General features: G+C 63.0%; 18 protein-coding genes. 7 read left to right on the top strand and 11 right to left on the bottom strand.

The features are described from left to right. Nucleotides 1-95: 95 nt before the first annotated feature. On the top strand, nt 96-698 hold the full coding sequence (wrbA, locus tag JGZ97_RS06825) for an NAD(P)H:quinone oxidoreductase (protein WP_207061881.1): 603 nt from the start codon (nt 96-98) through the stop codon (nt 696-698). Between the two features lie 81 nt (nt 699-779). On the opposite strand, the gene JGZ97_RS06830 is transcribed toward wrbA, so the two are convergent. Continuing rightward, entirely contained in the window at nt 780-1268 is a 489-nt protein-coding gene (locus tag JGZ97_RS06830; protein WP_242521589.1) for a DUF411 domain-containing protein, read from the bottom strand. A gap of 136 nt (nt 1269-1404) precedes the next feature. Here JGZ97_RS06830 and JGZ97_RS06835 point away from each other — a divergent pair, with 136 nt between their 5' ends. Further along, nucleotides 1405-2394, top strand: coding sequence for a TIGR00341 family protein (locus JGZ97_RS06835; RefSeq protein WP_207061882.1), 990 nt, complete (start codon nt 1405-1407; stop codon nt 2392-2394). A gap of 33 nt (nt 2395-2427) precedes the next feature. On the opposite strand, the gene JGZ97_RS06840 is transcribed toward JGZ97_RS06835, so the two are convergent. Continuing rightward, a complete protein-coding gene (locus JGZ97_RS06840; RefSeq protein ID WP_370584022.1) occupies nt 2428-3147 on the bottom strand; it encodes an aspartate/glutamate racemase family protein in 720 nt (239 codons plus the stop codon). Nucleotides 3148-3427: 280 nt separating this feature from the next. Here JGZ97_RS06840 and gltA point away from each other — a divergent pair, with 280 nt between their 5' ends. Further along, a complete protein-coding gene (gltA, locus tag JGZ97_RS06845; protein WP_207061884.1) occupies nt 3428-4723 on the top strand; it encodes a citrate synthase in 1296 nt (431 codons plus the stop codon). A 91-nt stretch (nt 4724-4814) separates the two neighbouring features. Here gltA and JGZ97_RS06850 read toward each other — a convergent pair whose 3' ends face one another. Continuing rightward, nucleotides 4815-5102 (bottom strand): encapsulin-associated ferritin-like protein, encoded by a 288-nt coding sequence (locus JGZ97_RS06850; protein ID WP_207061885.1) that lies wholly within the window; start codon nt 5100-5102, stop codon nt 4815-4817. A 291-nt stretch (nt 5103-5393) separates the two neighbouring features. On the opposite strand from JGZ97_RS06850, the gene JGZ97_RS06855 reads away from it, so the two are divergent. Further along, nucleotides 5394-7748, top strand: coding sequence for a diguanylate cyclase domain-containing protein (locus JGZ97_RS06855; protein ID WP_207061886.1), 2355 nt, complete (start codon nt 5394-5396; stop codon nt 7746-7748). A gap of 135 nt (nt 7749-7883) precedes the next feature. Here JGZ97_RS06855 and JGZ97_RS06860 read toward each other — a convergent pair whose 3' ends face one another. Further along, entirely contained in the window at nt 7884-8387 is a 504-nt protein-coding gene (locus JGZ97_RS06860) for a hypothetical protein (RefSeq protein ID WP_207061887.1), read from the bottom strand. A 148-nt stretch (nt 8388-8535) separates the two neighbouring features. Here JGZ97_RS06860 and paaX point away from each other — a divergent pair, with 148 nt between their 5' ends. After that, on the top strand, nt 8536-9456 hold the full coding sequence (gene paaX / locus JGZ97_RS06865) for a phenylacetic acid degradation operon negative regulatory protein PaaX (protein WP_207061888.1): 921 nt from the start codon (nt 8536-8538) through the stop codon (nt 9454-9456). Nucleotides 9457-9509: 53 nt separating this feature from the next. Here paaX and paaY read toward each other — a convergent pair whose 3' ends face one another. The 7 genes from paaY to JGZ97_RS06900 all read right to left on the bottom strand — a co-directional run bounded on the left by paaY (nt 9510) and on the right by JGZ97_RS06900 (nt 16774). Beyond that, a complete protein-coding gene (paaY, locus tag JGZ97_RS06870) occupies nt 9510-10112 on the bottom strand; it encodes a phenylacetic acid degradation protein PaaY (RefSeq protein ID WP_207061889.1) in 603 nt (200 codons plus the stop codon). A 279-nt stretch (nt 10113-10391) separates the two neighbouring features. After that, nucleotides 10392-11174 (bottom strand): DUF2189 domain-containing protein, encoded by a 783-nt coding sequence (locus JGZ97_RS06875; RefSeq protein ID WP_207061890.1) that lies wholly within the window; start codon nt 11172-11174, stop codon nt 10392-10394. 221 nt (nt 11175-11395) lie between these two features. Beyond that, the gene (locus JGZ97_RS06880; protein WP_207061891.1) at nt 11396-11713 is read right to left on the bottom strand and encodes a cytochrome c; all 318 of its coding nucleotides are present in this window, start codon (nt 11711-11713) and stop codon (nt 11396-11398) included. Nucleotides 11714-11913: 200 nt separating this feature from the next. Then, a complete protein-coding gene (locus JGZ97_RS06885; RefSeq protein WP_207061892.1) occupies nt 11914-12273 on the bottom strand; it encodes a rhodanese-like domain-containing protein in 360 nt (119 codons plus the stop codon). A 188-nt stretch (nt 12274-12461) separates the two neighbouring features. After that, nucleotides 12462-13175: a 3'-5' exonuclease gene (locus tag JGZ97_RS06890; protein ID WP_207061893.1), complete on the bottom strand. Its 714-nt coding sequence runs from the start codon at nt 13173-13175 to the stop codon at nt 12462-12464. Between the two features lie 43 nt (nt 13176-13218). Beyond that, complete coding sequence (locus JGZ97_RS06895) at nt 13219-15090, bottom strand: putative nucleotidyltransferase substrate binding domain-containing protein (protein ID WP_207061894.1); 1872 nt, start codon at nt 15088-15090, stop codon at nt 13219-13221. 52 nt (nt 15091-15142) lie between these two features. After that, nucleotides 15143-16774, bottom strand: a complete 1632-nt coding sequence (locus tag JGZ97_RS06900; RefSeq protein ID WP_207061895.1) for a BCCT family transporter — start codon at nt 16772-16774, stop codon at nt 15143-15145. A gap of 243 nt (nt 16775-17017) precedes the next feature. Between JGZ97_RS06900 and JGZ97_RS06905 the strand changes: the two genes are divergently transcribed. Continuing rightward, on the top strand, nt 17018-19408 hold the full coding sequence (locus tag JGZ97_RS06905) for an EAL domain-containing protein (RefSeq protein WP_207061896.1): 2391 nt from the start codon (nt 17018-17020) through the stop codon (nt 19406-19408). Further along, the gene (locus tag JGZ97_RS06910) at nt 19396-20289 is read left to right on the top strand and encodes an ABC transporter substrate-binding protein (RefSeq protein ID WP_207061897.1); all 894 of its coding nucleotides are present in this window, start codon (nt 19396-19398) and stop codon (nt 20287-20289) included. The genes JGZ97_RS06905 and JGZ97_RS06910 overlap by 13 nt, the downstream gene beginning before the upstream one ends. The last annotated feature ends 20 nt before the right edge of the window (nt 20290-20309 follow it).

A 20309-nucleotide genomic window follows, 5' to 3' on the forward strand; every position in this document is an offset into this window, starting at 1 on the left:
CAACCAAAATGCGATTTGTCCGTTGCTGCACCGGCATTTTGCGACCCAAGCGCTACCCTTAACGGGGATCAAACCACGGGCAGAAGGAGCATCCGATGAGCAAATTACTGGTTCTTTACTACTCCATGTGGGGACACGTGGAAACCATGGCCAAGGCGGTCGCCGAAGGCGCCCGCGAGATCGAAGGGGTCGAGGTTACCCTGAAGCGGGTGCCGGAGCTGATGCCCGAAGAGGTGGCCAAAAACGCCGGCGCCAAGCTGGACCAGGATGCCCCCGTGGCCGACCCCAAGGAGCTGGGAGACTACGACGCCATCATTTTCGGCACCCCTACCCGGTTCGGCAACATGGCCAGCCAGATGCGCAACTTCCTGGACCAGACCGGCGCGTTGTGGGTCAATCACTCCCTGGTAGGCAAAGTCGGCAGCGTCTTTACCAGCACCGGAACCGGGGGCGGCAACGAAACCACCATTCAATCCTTTCACACCACCCTGATGCATCACGGCATGGTGCTGGTAGGCCTGCCCTACAGCTGCGAAGCCCTTGCCGACATCAGCGAGGTCAAAGGCGGTTCACCCTGGGGCGCCGCGACCCTGGCGAACAGCGACGGCTCCCGCCAACCCTCGGCAAAAGAGCTGTCCATGGCCCGCTTTCAGGGGCGGCATGTTGCCGAGATCGCCCATAAACTACACGGCGGCTGAGGCGGGCCCTAAGACCGTCAAAAAAGACCTGGAAAAAGAACGGCGGCCCCCGGCCGCCGTTGCCAGGAGCTTGAGCCTGCCTCAGTAGTCGCTGTACTCCTTAAACAGGCTCACCTCGCCATCCTCCGAGAGGGCATAAACCTTGAAGGCGTCCTTGCGCGCGCCTTCCCAGTCCATACCCGGCCCGCCGGAAGGCATCCCCGGCACGGTCAGTAGCCGAATATCACTCTCACTCGCCAGCAACGCCTTGATATCCTGGGCCGGCACATGGCCCTCGATCACCTTGCCGTCCACCACGGCGGTGTGGCAGGAAGCCCCCTGGGGCGGCACCCCGTGCTTCTCCTTGTAGGGATCGACGTCCTCCACCACCACATCCTCAACCCGGAAGTTATGCGCCTCAAGGTGCTCGATCCAGCCCTTGCAGCAGCCGCAGCTTTCCGCCCGGTAGACGGTAATATCGTATTGGCGATCGGTCCGCCCCTCGAGCCAGACCGGGTCGGCCGCCCCCGCGCTGGCCGCTCCGACCGCCATGATAACGCCGAGAGTCGTCGCCAGAAGTGCTTTTTTCATCTATGAATTACCTCTGATTAGCTTGAAATTGTAAGCCGTGATTCGCCCATCTTAACGCCTAGAGACCCTACCCGGGACAGGGAGTTCCGGTAAGCGTTTGAATCGCTTTTTCGATAGCCCGCCTGGAGCGCCCGCAATGAAATACGTTGAAGTGATTGCCCAGGCGTCCAGTACCGAAACCATCCTCAAGATCGCCGTCAAACAGAAAGCACTGGACGTACGCCTGGGGCTCGAAGGAGACGACGGGATGCGCCCCATCCGCCTGCTGGTGCGCAAAGACCGCCTGCAGGCGCTGATCGACGACCTGCAGCATATTCTCGGCGCCCAGCCCACCTCGCGCATTCTGGTCATGGCGGTGGAAGCCACGGTGCCCGAGCCCGAGGAGTCGGAGCGGGAACGGGAGAGCGAAGCCATCGCCGCCCGCGAAGAGCTGGTGGAAACCGCCGACCGCATGAGCCGCCTCAACCTCAACTATTTCATCCTGGTGCTGCTTTCCACCCTGGTCGCGGCCATCGGTTTGATCTACAACCAGGTGGCAGTGATCATCGGCGGTATGGTGATTGCCCCGTTGCTGGGGCCTAACCTGGCCCTGAGCCTGAGCATCACCCTTGGCAACGTCCGGCAGGTTCGCCAGGCCCTGGTCAGCCTGGCGGTGGGCGTTCTGGTGCCCATTGTGGTGGGGGCCCTGATCGGCTTTTTCTGGACCGGGGAGTTAGACAGCCCGGCCATCAGCGCTCGCACCAACGCGGGACTTGCCGCCGCCACCCTCGGCCTCACCTCGGGTGCGGCCGCGGCGCTCTCCCTGACCAGCGGCATCTCCTCGGCTCTGGTCGGCGTGATGGTCTCGGTGGCCTTGCTGCCACCGGCCACGGCCCTGGGACTGATGCTGGGCCAGGGTGAATATCTGACCGCCGCCGGCGCTGCCCTGCTGCTGGCGATCGACATCGTCTGCATCAACCTGGCCTGCAAAGCCGTGTTCTTTTTCAAGGGCGTACGGCCCCGCCTGGGGGAAGACCAGGAACGGGCGAAACTGGCGACGGTCGGCTACGCCCTCACCTGGGTCGCATCCCTGGCGGTGCTGCTGCTGTTGAACGCCCTGCGCCAACAGCTTCTGTCAGCCCCCTAGGCGGCTGCTGGTACAGGACTTAACGCCATGCCCTCATGGATCGCCCAGACACCAGGCCACGGCGTGCTCTGCGTGAAGGACCGTGGTATCAAACAGCGGCAGCGCCGCTTCGCCGTCATCGACGAGCATGCCGATCTCAGTGCATCCCAGGATCACCCCCTCGGCGCCGGCCTTCCCCAGGCGTTCAATCACCTCGCCAAGACGGGTCTTTGAGCGTTCGCTTACCACCCCGCGGCACAGTTCATCGAAAATGACGCCGTGCAGCCAGGCCCGGTCATCGGCGTCAGGAGTGATCACCGTCTGCCCAAAGTGATCAACCAGCCGTTGCCGGTAGAAGGGCTGCTCCATGGTAAAGGCGGTACCCAGCAGGCCCACCTTGCGAATGCCCGCCTGCGCCAGCGCCGCACCGACCGCGTCGACGACGTGCAGCAAGGGAATTCCGAGAGCCTCCTGGAGCGTCGGGGCCACCCGGTGCATGGTGTTGCTGGCGAGCAGCAAACAGCCGGCCCCGGCCCCTTCCAACTGCTGGGCCGCCGGCACCAGGATGCGGCGAACGGTATCCCAGTCGTCGCGATGCTGGGCGCGCTGCAAGGGTTCAAAATCGACACTGGCGAGCAGGATGGATGCCGAGTGCAGTTTCCCGAGGGCCCGGTTGACCCCCTGGTTGAGCAAGCGGTAGTAAACCTGGGTACTTTCCCAGCTCATGCCTCCCAAAAGACCGACAGTTTTCAACACAGCCTCCTGTACATTCACACTCTTTTGCCCGCACGCAGCGAACGTCCTCGGAACGAGATAACGCAACCTGTTGTAGCAGGACCGTTAGTCGCTGTCCTTCCTAAACCCGGGCCTGGGCCCGCACCCGCACCTGCACCCTCTCCTGCAACACGCACCGGGTTGGCGCCGCCTTTTCCCGGTCCCAAACCGCGGCGGTGCCGCTCCTTTGGAACGGGGCCTTCCTGCGGCCTCCGTTGCGCCGGCACTGGTCTATCCTCAAATTGGCAATGCCCCTTACCGGCATCGCAAGGATCCGATTATGGCCAAGAACACCGTTACCATCACCGACAACCGGAATGGCAACTCGCTGGAACTGCCCATCCAGCAAGGCACCGCGGGACCACCGGTGGTGGATATCCGCGGCCTCTACCCGGAACTGGGGCTGTTCACCCTGGACCCGGGCTATAAATCTACAGCCGCCTGCACCAGCCGCATCACCTTTATTGACGGCGAGAAGGGCATTCTCCTCTATCGGGGCTACCCCATCGAGCAACTCGCCGAGCAAAGCAACTTCACCGAAACCGCCTACCTGTTGTTGAAGGGGGAGCTCCCCACCCAGGAAGAGCTTGACGGCTTCAACGGTCTCATCCGCAAGCACTCCATGGTCCACGAGCAGCTACTGCACCTCTACCAGGGATTTCGCCGCGACGCCCACCCCATGGCGATCATGGTGGGGGTGGTGGGTGCCCTCTCCGCCTTCTACCACGACGAGCTCAATATTCACGACCAGCAGGATCGCGAGCGCTTCGCCGTGCGCCTGCTCGGTAAGGTGGCAACCATTGCAGCCGCCTCCTACAAGCACGCCCTGGGCCAGCCGTTTGTCTACCCGGACAACAGCCTGGATTATGCCGGTAACCTGTTGAAAATGCTGTTCGGCGTGCCCGCCGAGAAATACGAGGTCAACCCGATCCTGTCCAAGGCCCTGGACAAAATCCTGATCCTTCACGCCGACCACGAGCAGAATGCCTCCACCTCCACCGTGCGCCTGGCCGGTTCCACCGGCGCCAACCCCTTTGCCGCCATTTCCGCGGGCATCGGCGCCCTGTGGGGGCCGCTCCACGGCGGGGCCAACGAAGCGGTGCTGGCGATGCTGGCCGAGATCGGCGACGTCAAGCAGGTGCCCAAGTTCATCAAACGGGCCAAGTCCCCCGACGACCCCTTCCGGCTCATGGGGTTCGGTCATCGGGTCTACCGCAATCACGATCCCCGCGCCCGAGTACTGCGCGAGGAGGCCAAGAAAGTGTTGGAGGCCCTGGGGCGGCTGGAGGATCCGCGCTTCAAGCTGGCGCTGGAGCTGGAGCGTATCGCCCTGGAAGATGAGTATTTCATCGAGAAGAAGCTCTACCCCAACGTGGACTTCTACTCCGGCATTATCGAAAGCGCGATGGGGATTCCGACCAACATGTTCACCGTCATGTTCGCGCTTTCCCGTTGCGTGGGCTGGATTGCCCAGTGGAAGGAGATGATGGTCGACCCGGACCTGGTGATCGGCCGCCCCCGTCAGCTCTACGAGGGAGCGGGGCCTCGCGATTACCTATCCATTGAACAACGGTGACCCTTAAGCCGCTGCGAAGGGCGGAAGTTCAAGCATCACCGCTGCGGGCCGGCAGAAGCCAAGCGAGGCGCGCTGCCGGCATAGCCGGGTATCAGTCGTGGGTGATCGGCTTGTCGGTGAAGAGAAAGTCTTTGAGGTGAGCGTCGAAACAGGGATCGCGGCGGCGGATCCACTCCAGCAACATGGCCGCGTGTTCCTTTTCCTCGTCCCGGTTGTGGGCCAGGATCCCTTTGAGTTCGTCATCCTTGGCGGCGTCAACCCGCTGGTTGTACCAGTCCGCGGCTTCGAGCTCTTCCATCAGCGAAGTGATGGCCCGGTGCATATCCCGCGTCTCGTCGGACAGCTCCTCGATCGGCTCATGGTAGCCTTCATTGGCCATTGGCAGATTCCTCCCGGCATAATTGAAGCGTTTCGAATATAACTAAAAGGCCAGGGCAATCGAACGGAACCCGCCTTTCACTCTCTGAAAAGGTAGCAAAGGGGTTAATTTTCAACAAATTCCCCCAACTTTTCCTGAGCGATTACCAGCCTGGCACGGACGCCTTAGCAGCGCGTTTTTTACCTAAGCCTGCGCTAAATCAACCCGCAGATCGAGCACCCGGGTTACTATGGGTTTCAACCGGTGCCGATCGTTCAGGAGCTTGGCACATGATCACCAGGGAGGGGATATATGGTCAGTGACCGCAGGCTTCAGTATGGCGTGGCGAGCCTGATCGTCGCGCTCACCTTAGTCTGGAATGCCGCCGAACTGATCGCTTTCAGCGGCTACGACACCCGTTTCCCGATTCTGCCCCCCAACGCCTGGTTGCTGGCACTGGTCCTGGCAGGCTTTCTCGCCCTCGGTCTTTATCATCAGCAACGCTTGCTGGTACGCGACCGGGCCTCCATCAGCACCCCCTCGCGCCTGCCCCTGCTCACCGCGCTGGCGTTCCTGCTGACCCTGATCATCAGCACGCTCTTTGTCCACCTCAACCATGGTCACCAGATTACGCAGAAACGCACCAGCGCCCTGAGCCTGGCCGCCTCTCAGGGCCAGAACCTCGGCGTGCTGCTCAACCAGGCGCGCACCACCACCACCGCCCTCGCCTACCTGATCCAGGAAAACCACGGAGAACTGGCCAATTTTTCGGAGCTGGCCTCCGGGCTGCTGCAATCCAGCCCCGCCATTTCCAACCTGCAACTGGCTCCAGGGGGAGTGGTCCACCAGATCCATCCGCCCCAGGGGCAGGAAGCGGCGATCGGTCACGATCTGTTCGCTGACCCCGGGCGCAATCAGGAGGCCCTGAATGCAATCAAGAGCCGCGCCCTGACCCTCGCCGGCCCCTTTGAGCTGCTGCAGGGCGGCCAGGGGCTGGTGGCACGTCAGCCCGTATACCTGCGGGAACCGGGCCGCGGCGAGCAGTTCTGGGGGTTTACCACCGCCCTGGTGATGCTGGACAACCTGCTCGCCCGAACCGGTCTCGATACCCTGCAGGCGCGCGGCTATGCCTGGCGCCTGCAGCGCCCCGAACCCGGGGGCGGCTACCGCACATTCGCCGGTTCCGAGGCGCCCCTGGCAGGTGACCCGGTCACCTACGACCTGCCGGTGCCGAATGGGCGCTGGCAACTGGCGCTGACGCCGAGTGAGGGCTGGAGTGGGCCCACCGACCAGATCAATGACACCCTGTTGATCCTGCTCAGCACCCTGTTGGTCACCCTGCTGGTGTTCAACGCGTTCAAGTACCCGCTCCAGCTCTCGTCGGAGCTGGCCGAGCGCACCGCCAGCCTGAACCGGGAGCGGATGCTACTGCGCCAGGCCGAAGCGCTGTCCCGAACCGGCAGCTGGAGCTACGACCGGCGCTCACGCCAGCGCAGTTGGAGCGAAGAGCTTTACGAAATCCTGCAGGTACCCCGCCAGCAGTCCCCCCTCCGCCCGCTGGTGCTGGAGCGGATTCATCCCGCGGATCGCGCCGAAGTGCTCAACGCCTGGCGCAGGCTGGTTTTCGGCACCCCCTACCAGATCGAGTACCGCCTCGACGCCGGAGGGCAGACCCTCTGGATGCGCGAAACCGCCGTGGCCGAACGCGGATCCAGCCGCCACGTGCAGCGCATGGTGGGCGTCACCCAGGACATCACCCGCCAGAAAGCGCTGGAGCGGGAGCTGCGGACCCTGACCCTGGCGGTGGAACACAGCCCTGCCGCCACGGTTTTTACCACCGCCGAGCCACGGATCATCTACGTCAACCCACGGTTTACCCAGGTCACCGGCTACAGTCTGGACGAGGTCATGGGTACGCATCCCAATTTCTGGGAAGCCCCCAAACCGACGCAGGAGGTCTACCGCGATCTCTGGAAAAAGCTGGAAGCCGGCGAAGTCTGGGAAGGTCAGCTCTGGAATCGCCGCAAAGATGGCTCGGCGTTCCTGGAAAAAGTGGCGATCACTCCGGTGATCAACGAAGACGGCGAAATCACCCACTATGTGGCGGTCAACGAAGACATCACCGAAAAATGGCAGATGGAGCAGACGATCTGGCGTCAGGCCAACTTTGACCAACTCACGGGGCTGGCCAACCGAGCCCGTTTCAACGAGCGTTGCGAAATCGCGATCGACCGGGCCCGGCGCCGCAAGGAACGGGCGTTGCTGCTCTACCTGGACCTGAACAAATTCAAGCCGATCAACGACCGTTACGGCCACCAGGCGGGAGACGCCGTGCTCAAAGAGTTCGCGGCCCGACTCAAGGAACACATCCGTAGCTCGGATACCGCCGCCCGCATCGGCGGCGATGAGTTCACCGTGCTGCTCGAAGACCTGCCGTCCAACCAACCCATCGAAGCCCTGATCGAGAAGCTGCACCGCCACCTGATCACGGCCGATTACACCGTGCCCGATGGACGGGGACGCCTGGTGGAGGTGCCCCTTGGCACCAGCATCGGGTTCGCGCTCTTCCCGGATCACGGTCAGACCCCCTCGGAGCTGATGCGCCATGCCGACCAGGGAATGTACAAAGACAAGCGCACCCAAGGGGCGGAGCGCGAAAGCCGCTGAAGTTCAGGGCGGGAAATTCAGCGTGGGTGATTCGGTACGGAAAGTTCAATACTAGGCCTTCGATGCCGATAGCCGGCAGCGCCCAAACCCCGGCTACGCCGCGCTACCCGGGTCCAAAACCTGCTGCAACTGCGGCTAATTGGGGGCGGTCAGCGTTTGCCGCCCCCGTTCGGCCGAACCTGTTCGTTGGGCCGGACGTCGAAACACCCGGTCATCCGGCTTCTGGCAGTTGGCCAGCCCCAGCGGACAGGCCTCACCGCGATCATCGCCCACGTTGTCGTCCCGGTCCGGCGGCGGCATCCTCATCACCTCTTCACGCTGGACCGGCTGGCTAACCGGTGGCGCCGCCTTGCGCACGGCCGCCTGCTTCGCCTCCCGTTGCCGCCTTTCGGCATCGACCTCCTGAATCAGGGCACGCATTTCCGCCCGCCGCTGCTGCTGACGCGCGACTTCCTCGGGGCTGGGCCGGTCAACCCGCAGTTCAATGACCTCCCCTCCTTCGCTACAGGGAACCCCCTGGTAGGCGACACCGTCTGCGCCCTCACAGCGGTAAATCTCGGCCCGGGCCGCCCCTCCCCCGACCTGCCCCAGCAGCATCGCCGCGGCAAACGCCAGCAACGCCCTGTTGATTGAATGCATAGCCGCTCCCCGATGCCGCTTGTAATAAGCAGAGTATAGAGACGCATACCAGGATGCGGGGCAAAGCCGGTGGCGCGCATTGCCTGCATCCCACCACCTCCGTAGAATCCGCTTCATTCCCAGTCAAAACCAAGACGCGGCCCCACTGATGACGTTTCAAACGCTGGAGCACCTGATCGAAGCGTTTCGCCAGCGCCGCCCCATCCGGGCAGGCTCACTGATCATTACCGTATACGGCGACGCGATCGCGCCGCGCGGCGGCACGGTTTGGCTGGGCAGCCTGATCAAGCTTCTGGCCCCCCTGGGACTGAACGAACGGCTGGTGCGCACCTCCGTGTTCCGGCTGGTGAAGGACCGCTGGCTCAGCGTGGAGCCGGTCGGGCGACGTAGCAACTACAGCCTCACCGACTCCGGGCGGCGGCGTTTTGAGAAGGCCGGAAAGCGCATCTACGCTGAGCGCAACCCGGCGTGGGATGGGCGCTGGACCCTGGCGCTGCTCAACCAGCTAAGCCCAGAGCAGCGCCAGGAGATGCGCCAGGAACTGACCTGGCAGGGGTTTGGCTCCCTCTCCTCCACGGCGATGCTGCACCCACAAATTCCGCCGAGCGAAATGCGCGCCATTTTGCAGGAGTACGCCTACCAGGATGAAGTGATCGTCCTTGACCAACTGGCTGAAGACAGCACCACGACCCGCGCCATGCGGCGCCAGGTTCGGGAGTCCTGGGATCTTGACAGGTTGTCCCAGAGCTACCGCCACTTCCTGGAGCAATACACCCCTCTTGGCCAGGAAATCGAGCGCCTGGGCGCCCCGCCGCCGGCCGAGAGTTTTTTACTCAGAACCCTGATGATGCACGAGTATCGCCGCATCATGCTGCGTGACCCGGAGCTGCCCGAAGCGCTGCTGCCCGACCACTGGGAGGGCAAGGCCGCGCGGGAACTCGCCGCAAATATCTACCAGGGCATTTGGCGTGCCACGGAGCGCCATCTGGAAACAGTGCTGGAGTGTGCCGGCGCCGAGCTGCCCGCTCCCGATAGACACTTCTACCAGCGCTACGGCGGCCTGCCGTAACCCTTCTGCCGTAATCCTTCTGCAGTACCCCTCCCGAATCAGATGCGGGCGGGTTACCCGCCGTCGCGCTGGTACTTGGGCTTAAGGTCGGTCCCGGGCAGGCGTGGACGCCCGGGCTCCACAGCGGTGAGCGGCTCGCAGGGCTGCATAGATTCATGGCACTCCCGGGTCAACTGCTGGTAGCGGGCCGTCGCGGAGGCCTTCCAGGCGACCTCCTGCTCCGACAAGCCACGCAACACCTTGGCGGGCGCCCCCACCACCAGACTGCGGGGCTCACAGCTGAAAGCGGCCTTGACGAAAGCACAGGCGCCCACGATAGACTCGGCGCCGATGCGGGCGCCGTCCATCACCACCGCGTTCATCCCCACCATGGCGTTGCGCCCGACCCGACAGCCGTGCAAAACCGCGCCATGACCGATATGCCCGTCCCGCTCCACCACGGTATCGCTACCGGGAAAACCGTGCACGACGCAGGTGTCCTGAACGTTGACCCCTTCCTCCAGCACTAGGCGTCCGAAGTCACCACGAAGCGAGGCCGCCGGCCCGATATAACAGCCCGGCCCGACGATGACATCGCCGATCAGAATCGCTGTGGGATGAACAAAGGCGGAGGGATCCACCACCGGTGTGATGCCATTGATACGGTATACCTGCATACAGCCTCCTTTCAGCGCGGGCCCGACAGGACCTTCTGTTTATCCCTGATCATCACCGTAATCAGCGCCTTTGGCCAGCCAAAGGCGCACTATCCGCACTGAGCAAGGCTTGTTGCAAATACAAATCCCGGCGTAATCGGCGGCTTTAGGCTCGGATTGGTAAATGACTCGATTGGCTGGCGCCTACGGTAATCTAGTAGAGCTGGGTGTGGATCGGGGAGCAGACGAACTCGCGGCCGATGAGTGAAGGCTCCCCGGTTGGATTACCGATCTTGCCCCCTATTCGTATCGGCGGGGACGACGGGTCTCGATCACCGCGATATAGGCGTGCCAGCTGGCATAGCTCAGCAACGGCATGAGCAGCACAAAGCCCACTGCCGAGGTCGCAAAGCCCAGCACCACCAGCCCCCCGATCAGCAGTGCCCAGATCAGCATGGGCAGCGCATTGTCGCGCACCGCGGACACCGAGGTGACGATCGCGGTCATCATATCCACGCGCCGTTCCAGCATGATCTGCGGGGCAAACGCCGATACCGAAAACACGAGCCCCAGCATCAGGGCCCCCACCAACGAGCCCACCGCCAGAAAGCCCCCGAGTTCTGTGAACGACGGCTCCCCGAGGGTCGGATAAAGGGCATGAATCAGGGTCGCCAACCGCATCCAGGCGATCATCAGCAACGTCAGGATCACGGCAAAGCCCCACTCGCCGGCCGGGTTGCGGAGCAGCGCCCGAAAGCTGTGGTAGAGCGAAGGGCGCCGCCCCCGCTCCAACTGCCAGGCGACATCATAGAGGGCAACCGCGAAGAGCGGCCCGACCAGGGCGAAGGCCACAGTAGCGGGCAAAATCACCAAATGGGTGCCCTGCGCCAGGGTAAGGGCCAAAATGGCTGCTGGAATCAGGCTGAAAACCGCGCCGAACAAAAGGCTGATCCACGGTGCTGCGACCAGGTCACGGGCGCCGAGGCGCAGCCAGTGAAAGGGCGCCCCTGCCGAGACTCGATTCGCGGGCAGGCGACGCGCGATGCCACCGTCCTTCAGTGCATAAGGGTGTGTATGGTCCATACCGCAGTCCTCACTTTGCCGGGTATGAACGTTACGTACGGGAGGGGATTTTGGTTCATCTTCAACCGCATTCCGCGGCTTTGGATCAATGAATCAATGGACCAGTGACGCTTGCGCCAAAGCCCAACGAATTACCGCTCGCCCGATTGAGAACGGAGATGAACAGGCAACGCCAGCCGAAAAGCCCGACCGCTCCCATCGGTAGCGCACACGCGCTTTCCTCAGTCGGCTTGCGCCAGGTCGCGCAGATGTCTCGCCACCTGTTCGGCGTCTTCCTGGGTTAAATGGGGAAAGGAGGGCATTTCAGGAAAGCGCGGCATGCCCTGGCGGATCAGTTGCACTATCTGCTCTTGGTTGAGCTGCGTATTGGCGCTCGCGGGAATCCCGGCAATAAAATTGCCCTTGCCGTTCTCCTTGTGACAGCCCGCGCAGGTTTCATTAAACAACTGTTCGCCGCGGTTAGCCGATAAAGGTTCTTCAGCGCCGCAACCGACAAGCACCACCAGCACTGCAAACACCGGTACCCGATTGATAATCATCAGGTTTCCCTTAGCTAGCTGAACTTACCCTAAGTAAAGCGTAAAAAAGCGCTTCTGGGTAGTCAGCCGCTCATCCCGGTTAAATCATCGCCCGTGATGTCACTTTTTCCGGCGCCAGGCACCCAGCGGCCACCGGCGACCACCGGCGCCCCCTGTCCACCGACGGGCGTAAATGCTGGGAAAAAAATAGACTCCCTGCGCTACATCTGCCGCTTGTGAGCCTGGAGCTGGGTGAAACCGCCGCCGTTGAACAGGTTAGTGTACCCTGCGCTGCGCAGGGCCTGTTCTGCGATGCCTGCCCGGTTGCCGCTGCGACAGTAAAGCACCACCGGCTGATCCTTGGGAACGCCCTGCCGGGCGAACTGCTCGACCACCTGCTGATGGGGAATCAGCACCGCGCCCTCCAGGTGCCCGCCGCGAAACTCGCCGGGCGTCCTCACATCCACCACCAGCGCGCCGGATTCAATTTTTTCCCATGCAATCTGCTCGCGCTCGCCCGCAGCGCTGTAGCTGCTGAACAACAGGCTCAGCAGCAAAGAGAGGGTGGCGATCGGTTTCATAAGGCAACTCCTTTGACTTTTTTGATGTTTTTGAATTACTTGGGGGGCTTTGCCGGACGCGCCTGTTTCCAACCTTGCAAACCGGATACGCGCCGTTGCATGCGATCATTCTAATTTGAATAGATAGCGCCTTCACCTAAAAAGTAATGCGCCTGTTAAGTCCAGCGCCTGCCCTTGCCCTGCCATCATTATTTCCAAAGCTCGGCCACCGGGGTCTCGGGCGAAAACCGGTGCGCAACCTGGGCCTGCAACAATTCGGCGGTGGCCAGGGCATCGGTCAGGGCATGGTGGAGCGAATAGTGGGGCAGGTGGTAGCGTATGCGGCTATCGGCCAGACGGATCGACGCCGGGCGCTGGCCCAGCAGGCGCCGCCAAAAACCAAGGGGCTTGGCGCGGTGCAGCCTGGCCTCCAACTCCATGGTATCGATGACCGGAAACTCGATCCCCTCGCCGATGCGCCTGCGCAGGGCAACGTCGAGAAACGGCCGCTCGATCCCCCGGTGATGGACCACCACCACCTTGCCCTGGATTGCGGCCAGCAGCTCCCCCAGCACCCGGGTCAGGTCCGGCGCCTGGGCCACCTCCGAGTGGGTGATGCCGTGCACCACCACCGACTCCGGCGTCAGCCGTGCCCGCGGCCGCACGATCCAGTGGCGGGCGTCGGCAAGCCGAATTCGATCAAGATTCAGGGGCACCAGGCCAATGCTGACTATACCGCTGCGCTGCAGGTCAAAACCGGTGGTTTCAAAGTCCATGGCCACCAGGGGTACTGCCGCCAGCGGCGTCTCGGGGGATGCGACTCCGGCCAGGTAAAAAGCACGCAGCCGCGGATCCAGGGCTTGCTCCGCCAGGGTCCGGTACCGGGCGGGCCAGTCCCTGGCGACCTGTTCGTCCCGAGCCAAGTCCGGCTCGTCCGGTGATTCCGGCCCAAGGTAGAACACGGGATCAGAGCGCCCGGTTCGGCGCGTAGCGGTAACGGAGAAACTTCTGGGCGTCGCTCAGGATCTGGAACGCCCCCTTGAGGTGCTTGCGCTCAAATTCGGACAGGTTCTCAGGTTCGATGTTGTTGTCCGGCTCGCGCCCCGCATCCAGGTCGAGGGCCTGGTGGCGCAAGCGCATCAGGGCAATAAACTCCAGCGCATCGCGCAGGTCCTGCCCCCGCCCCCGCGGCAGAATGTCGGCCTCGATCACATCCTCCAGCCGCTCAAAGGTGTTCAGGGCACTGGAGCCCACCGCCAGGGCGTGGACCCGGACCAGGTCCACGAAGGGAGCGGTGCCTCGGCGCTTCATATTGACCGAGTTGCTCTGGCGCCCGTCGGTCTCCATGACAAAGTCGCGAAAAAAGCCCAGCGGCGGGGTCCGGCCGAGGGCGTTTCGGGCCATGCAGGCCAGAAAGCGCGGCTGGCGCTGGGCCTTGGTGCGAATCAGGTGGTAGAGTTTTTCCGCCCACTCGGTCTTGCCCCAGACGCCGTTCAGGTCAAAGAAAATAGAGCTGTTGAGCAGGAACTCGGGGCTCGGGCGCTCAATCCATTCGCTGAAATAGCCCTCCCAGACCTTCAGCGGCTGCCGCCAGCGGCGATTGGTGGCCATGATATCGCCGTTGCAGTAGGGATAACCGCAGGCGTTCAGACCGTCGCAGACAAAGGCGGCCAACTTCGCGAAGTAGTCGTCGTGACGCTCGGGGTCGAAGGTGTCGGACAACACCAGGGCATTGTCCTGATCGGTGACGATCGACTGCTCGTCCCGGGCCATGGAGCCTAACGCCAGAAAGCAATAGGGGACCGGGGGCGGCCCCAGGAATTCCTCCGCCAACTCCAGCAGCCGCTGCTTGAAGCTGCGCCCGATCACCGCCAGCGCGCTGCCGATCATGCGGGAGTTTGCATCCTCGGCCACCATACGTCGAAAGCAGGCCCGGACATCGGGCACCAGGGCGGCCAACCCCTCCTGATCCGGCTGGCGAAAGATGCTGGACACCACGAAGAGGCTGTTCTGGGACTCGTAACGGATAATGTCGGGCAGCTCGATAATACCGATCGCCTTACCCCGGCCCATCACCGGAAGGTGGTGAATGTTATGCCGCAGCATCACCAGCATCGCTTCGAACACCAGCTGGTTGTGGGCCACGCTGATCGGCGCCTCGGTCATGATTTCGCTGACCGGGGTATCGTAATCAAGCCCGGGCGTCACCAACCGGTCGCGAATGTCCTGGTCGGTGACGATACCGGCCATGGCAGTCGCCGCGCCGCTTTCATCCTCCTTGACCAACAACAGGGAGGCGGCCCCTTCCTCGGTCATTTTGATCGCCGCTTCGCGCGCTGTGGAATGCACGCTGAGGGTCACCGGTGCCCGGCTGATCAGGGCGCTCACCGGGGCCGTCATCAGCTCGTTGGCTTCCCGCCTTGAGACCGCCTGGCGCAGTCGGGTGCGGTCTTCCACCTCCACAAAGTCGGCAAACAGCTCGTGCTCTTCGAACAGCGTATTGAACGCCGACTCCGGAAGCAGGTAGATCAGGGTGTCCTCCAGAGTGGAGACCGGAAAGCGCACCCGGCGGTCGCGCAACAACCCCAGCTCGCCAAAGATGCCCCCCTCGCTCAGGCGGTTGTAGAGATCGCCGTTGCGGCGAAACACCTCAACTGAGCCGCTGCGAATCACATGCAGTGCATCGATCTCGTCGCCCAGGCGCAGCACCTCCGTACCGGCCTTGAAGTAGGCGACCTCCATCTGCGAGGCCACCCAGTTGAGCCGTTCCTCGGGCAACTCGGAAAAAGGCGGATGGCGACGCAGAAAGTCGCAGATTTCCAAGTGTTCAGCCTGCATGAGACTCCCCGCTCCGCCGTCAACGCAGCCGCGGTGACGACGGTAACGCCTGTCAGCTGCTGCGCGGTTCTGAGGCCAGCCCTTTAATCAGGGCCACGCAGGAGACCAGCAGCACGATGGTAAAGGGAAAACCGGTGGAGACGGCCATGGCCTGGAGCGCGACCAATCCTCCACCCAGGATCAGCGCAATCGCCACCAGTCCCTCAAAGGTGCACCAGAACACCCGCTGGGGGGCTGGCGCGTCCACTTTGCCCCCCGCGGCGATGGTGTCGATCACCAGGGAGCCCGAGTCCGAGGAGGTCACGAAGAACACCACCACCAGGATGATCGCGATAAAAGAGGTGATCTGGGCCAGGGGCATCACATCCAGCATGGTGAAGAGCTGCAGGGGCAAGGCGGCCTCGGTGACCGCCTGATAGCCGTCATTGACCACCTGGTGAATAGCCGTGCCCCCGAACACGCTCATCCAGAGCACGCAAGCCGCCGAGGGCACCAGCAACACCGAAATGATAAATTCGCGCACCGAGCGCCCCCGGGAGACCCGGGCGATAAACATGCCGACGAAAGGCGACCAGGAGATCCACCAGGCCCAGTAAAACGAGGTCCAGCCCTGGGAGAAGTTCACGTCCTCGCGGCCGAAGGGGTTCGCCAGTGCCGGCAGGTACTGAAGATACGCCCCCAGGTTACTGAAAAAGCCCCCCAACAGGGCCAGCGTGGGTCCGACGAGGATCACGAAAAACAACAACAGCACCGCCAGCCCCATGTTGATCTCCGACAGCCGCTTGACCCCGGCATCGAGGCCGGCCAACACCGAGATCAGGGCAATGGCGGTAATCCCGACCACCAGCACCACCTGGGTCGTATTGCCCTCGGGAAAGCCGAACAGGTAATTAAGGCCGGAGGCGGCCTGGGCAGCACCGAAGCCGAGGGAGGTGGCCAGCCCGAACAGGGTCGCCAGCACCGCCAGAATATCGATCAGGTGCCCCGGCCAGCCCCAGACCCGCTCGCCGAGCAGGGGGTAAAAGACCGACCGCATGGTCAGGGGCAACCCCTTGTTAAAGGAGAACAGCCCCAGTCCCAGGGCCAGCACCGCGTAAATGGCCCAGGGGTGCAGACCCCAGTGGTAGATAGTGGCTGCCATCCCCAGGCGTCTTGCCTGTTCGGGATCGCCTTCGGCCGCGCCGAGTGGCGCCCAGTCGGTGCGGACGCCGTTTTCAACACTGATGCCGCCCATGGAACTGCTGAAATGGGAAAGAGGCTCGGATACACCGTAGAACATCAGGCCGATACCCATGCCGGCGGCAAACAGCATGGAAAACCACCCCAGGTAGGTGTAATCCGGGGTAGCCTGTGTGCCGCCCAGCCTCACCTTACCCAGCGGCGAGAACGCCAGCCCCAGGCAAACCAACACAAAGATATTGCCCGAGCTGATAAAGAACCAGTCGAGGTTGGAGGTCAGCCATTTGCGCAGACCGCCGAACATGGGCGCTGCGTAGCTCTGGAATGCCAGGGTCAGCACCACAAAGGCGATAACGGCAAGGGCTGAAATCACAAAGACACGGTTGTGGATGTCCAGGCCGAACGGCCCCACATGGACGACCACGTTGTCCTGGCCAACCTGATAGTCGGTGTCAATGGGGTTAACGTCCCCATCGGGCACCATGGGATCTTTGCTATCGCTCATCGACTATACCCCCTGGGATGCGGTGCGCCCCCGTTAGCCGGATATCAGCGCCATGCCCGGGGGGGAAGGCTGCAAGGCGTACAGACCGACCGGCTGAGACTATTCATAATAGCCTAGCCCCCACAGCCCAAAAGAACAGGCGGAGAGCGGGTTCGCCGGCGCCAGGGGTCTTGCATCCTGAAGGGCATCACCTACCTTTTAGGTTACCCTCCCCCTTTTCCAGAGCGTTCGATGTATGACCGGGTGAAGCAATTTTTGGACACCCACCCCCTGTCCATGCGGGTACTGGTCAGCATTCTCCTGATCAGCACCCTGTTGGCCCTGGCGGCCGCGGTCATCCAGTTGCGGGTTCGCTACGACGCCCAGCTCACCAGCTTAAACCAGCGCCTCGAGGATGCCCGGGCAAGCTTTCTTCCGGCGCTGACCGACGCGACCTGGCGGCTGGACGAGCCGTTGATCAAGCTCAACCTCAAAGCCCTGCAAAGCCTTCCCTTCATCAACAGCGCGCTGCTTGAAACCCGCGAGGGCGAGCAATATCAGATCGGCCTGCCCCAGAGCGGCACATTCACCGAAACCAAGGTGCAGCCGCTGGTTCACGAGAGCGACGCGGGGCCGATGGAGCTGGGCACCGTCGCCCTCGAGGTGGACTACAGCGCCCTCTTCACCAGCCTGCGTCGTGACGCCCTGGTCATCCTCGCAACCCAGTCGGTAAAAACCTTTATCGTTTCATCGCTGATCCTGCTGATTCTGCACCGGCTGATCTTTCGCCACCTGCTGCAGCTCAGGCGCACCGCAGCCCAGCTTCGGGTCGAGGACATGAACCACCCTTTCGTCCTGGATCGCGCGCCCCTGGACGATAAGGACGAACTGGAGCAACTGCGACACACCCTGGAGCAGATGCGCGGCTGCATCGAGAAAGGCATCCCCCGCCTGGAGCAACTGGCGACCGACCGCGAGCGGGTCTACCTGGCCGCCAACGCCACCCCGGCCGCGATCATGATCTTCAATGCCGAAGGCGTGCCCTACTACCACAACAGCGCCTTTCTGGATTTTTTCAAGGCCGCCGTGGATCAGGCTCCTGCCGAGCAATGGCTTCCCAGGGTGCTGGAGGCCATTCCCCGCCACCCCGATTTGCAGACGCTGGTGACCCGGGTGCGCGAACAGGGGGTGTGGCAGCGGGAGGTGTTCTGGCCGACCGACAAGGCCCATCCCCGCTGGATCGATATGCGCGTGGTCAGTTACATGTGCCGGGACCGGGAGACATTCTTCCTCACCGTCAACGACATGACCGAACTGCGGACCGCCCGCAAGCGCGAGCACACGCTGCTGGCCAAGGACCGCCTGACCGGGCTCTCCAACCGCCGACAGGCGCTGGCCGGGGTGGCGAACTTGTTGCGGGCCGCCCAGCGCGACCCGGGGCACATCGCCCTGGTGGTGCTGGAAGTCACGGCCTTCAAACCGGTGATGGAGTCCCTGGGGCTGGAGTATGCAGACCTGCTGATTCTCGAGGTAGCGGACCAGATACAGCGTGAGCTCCCCCACCCCGCCGTGCTGGGACGGGTTGCCGACAACCAGTTCATGTACGCCTTCCGTCTCGACTCCTCCGACGCCCAGCCGGTGATCAGCCAGGTTGAAGCCCTGCGTGGCCGGCTGGTCCAGGCCATCGAACTGCATGAACAAAAGGTGGACCCCGGCTTCTGCGCCGGTATCGCCATCTCCCCCAACGACGGTGACACGCCGGAAACCCTCCTTAAACACGCCCACTCCGCACTGCGCCAGGCGCAGCGCCACGAGCGGGTTCGCCGCTGGCGGTTTTTCGAGCCCGGCCTCTACCAGCACGCTTCCCGACAGCTTCGCATTGTCGGCCAGATCACCGCAGGCAGGCTGCTGCAGGAGCTTGAGCTCAAGTACCAGCCCATCGTCTCTGCAAAGAACGGTCAGCCGTTGGGGTGCGAAGCCCTGGCCCGCTGGCAAAGCCCAGAGCTTGGCAAGGTGACCTCCGATGAATTTATCGCCGCCGCCGAACAGCTGGGACGCATCGACCAGTTGGGACAGCACATCCTGAGGAAAGCCTGTGAACAGCTCGCCCAATGGCGCCGCCAGGGGCACAACCTGTTTGTCAGCGTCAACGTCTCGGCCCTGCAGTTGCACAACCCCCGGTTTGCCGAGCAGGTCGAAGAGACGCTGAAACAGTGCGGGCTGCCGGTCAATGCCCTGAAGATCGAGATCACCGAGCAGGTCACCCTGGAACCGAGCAAGCAGATTATCCGCCAGCTCGATGCCCTGAAGGCGCTCGGGATTGCCCTGGCCATCGATGACTTCGGCACCGGCTACGCGTCGCTCAATTACCTGTGCGACTACCCCTTCAACGTACTCAAGATCGACCAGAGTTTCGTCCTGCGCATGCAGCACGATCCTCAGGGCCACACCCTGGTCGAGGGCGTGGTCCGCCTCTCTCACCAGCTGGGTCTGGCGGTCGTGGCCGAAGGGGTCGAAACCGAAGCGCTGCGCCGGACGCTGCAGGAGATCGGCTGCGACCTGCTCCAGGGCTACCTGTTTAGCCGCCCCCTGCGCCCGGAGCGCTTTTTGAGCTGGCTGGAACAACCGCAGGAGGCCCGCCAATGGCGCGCCTGAAACCGGCCCGAACGCTATGCGCGCTGCTGCTTGCCGGCATGCTGGTCAGCGCAACTGCCTCGGCCCAGGACCCGCTGGTGGTGCGCTACAGCGTAGGGGATAGCGCCGAAGATGCCCGTTACCACTACTACACCGCCATGCTGCAGCTGGCGCTCGACAAGACCACGCCGGAATTCGGCCCCTACCGGCTACAAGCAGTCGACGCCGGCATCACCCAGCAGCGGGGCTTCGCCCTTATTCGCGAAGGCCGCATGCTCGATGTGGTCTGGGGCATGACCAGCCGTGAACGGGAAACCGAGACCCTTGCCGTACCCGTTCCACTGCAGAAGGGATTACTGGGGGTACGGGTGCTGCTGGTCAAGCAGGCCGGGGCGGATCGTTTTCAAGGGGTGGATTCACTGGCGCGCCTGGCAAACTATACCGGCGTCCAGGGCACAGGATGGCCGGACAACGAGATCCTGCGCGCCAACGGTCTCAACCTCGTGACCAGTTCGCGCTATGAAAGCCTGTTCGAGATGCTCAGACACGGGCGTGCAGACTATTTTCCCCGCAGCATCACCGAAATCTGGGACGAGCTGAAAAGTCCGCTGGGAAAGGATTTGACGCTGCTCGAGCACCTGGTTTTGCGCTACCGGATGCCAATCTATTTCTTCGTCTCACCCGACAACGAAACGCTGTTCAGGCGCCTGCAGACGGGGTTGGGCCGGGCCCGCGCGGACGGCAGTTTCGACGCCCTGTTCAAACGTCACCCCGGTAACGCGGCCGCACTGGCATTTTTGCGCCGCTCGGACCGGCGCTGGCTGGAGCTTGAACCCCACGACCCCGCGCCCTCGGTGGCCAGGCTCGACAGTGCAGACTGGTACCGCCCCCCGCCACCGTAGGCCCGCCGGCGCGGGAAAAA

The organism is Motiliproteus sp. SC1-56, assembly GCF_017309075.1.
Lineage (GTDB): Bacteria > Pseudomonadota > Gammaproteobacteria > Pseudomonadales > Balneatricaceae > Motiliproteus.

Excerpts from the sequence above, each read along its gene's own strand:
- JGZ97_RS06835 (WP_207061882.1), top strand. The coding sequence starts at position 1,405 with ATGAAATACGTTGAAGTGATTGCCCAGGCGTCCAGTACCGAAACCATC.
- wrbA (WP_207061881.1), top strand. The coding sequence starts at position 96 with ATGAGCAAATTACTGGTTCTTTACTACTCCATGTGGGGACACGTGGAA.
- paaX (WP_207061888.1), top strand. The coding sequence starts at position 8,536 with ATGACGTTTCAAACGCTGGAGCACCTGATCGAAGCGTTTCGCCAGCGC.
- JGZ97_RS06885 (WP_207061892.1), bottom strand. The coding sequence starts at position 12,273 with ATGAAACCGATCGCCACCCTCTCTTTGCTGCTGAGCCTGTTGTTCAGC.
- JGZ97_RS06860 (WP_207061887.1), bottom strand. The coding sequence starts at position 8,387 with ATGCATTCAATCAACAGGGCGTTGCTGGCGTTTGCCGCGGCGATGCTG.
- JGZ97_RS06850 (WP_207061885.1), bottom strand. The coding sequence starts at position 5,102 with ATGGCCAATGAAGGCTACCATGAGCCGATCGAGGAGCTGTCCGACGAG.
- gltA (WP_207061884.1), top strand. The coding sequence starts at position 3,428 with ATGGCCAAGAACACCGTTACCATCACCGACAACCGGAATGGCAACTCG.
- JGZ97_RS06880 (WP_207061891.1), bottom strand. The coding sequence starts at position 11,713 with ATGATTATCAATCGGGTACCGGTGTTTGCAGTGCTGGTGGTGCTTGTC.
- JGZ97_RS06855 (WP_207061886.1), top strand. The coding sequence starts at position 5,394 with ATGGTCAGTGACCGCAGGCTTCAGTATGGCGTGGCGAGCCTGATCGTC.
- JGZ97_RS06875 (WP_207061890.1), bottom strand. The coding sequence starts at position 11,174 with ATGGACCATACACACCCTTATGCACTGAAGGACGGTGGCATCGCGCGT.
- paaY (WP_207061889.1), bottom strand. The coding sequence starts at position 10,112 with ATGCAGGTATACCGTATCAATGGCATCACACCGGTGGTGGATCCCTCC.
- JGZ97_RS06910 (WP_207061897.1), top strand. The coding sequence starts at position 19,396 with ATGGCGCGCCTGAAACCGGCCCGAACGCTATGCGCGCTGCTGCTTGCC.
- JGZ97_RS06830 (WP_242521589.1), bottom strand. The coding sequence starts at position 1,268 with ATGAAAAAAGCACTTCTGGCGACGACTCTCGGCGTTATCATGGCGGTC.
- JGZ97_RS06895 (WP_207061894.1), bottom strand. The coding sequence starts at position 15,090 with ATGCAGGCTGAACACTTGGAAATCTGCGACTTTCTGCGTCGCCATCCG.
- JGZ97_RS06900 (WP_207061895.1), bottom strand. The coding sequence starts at position 16,774 with ATGAGCGATAGCAAAGATCCCATGGTGCCCGATGGGGACGTTAACCCC.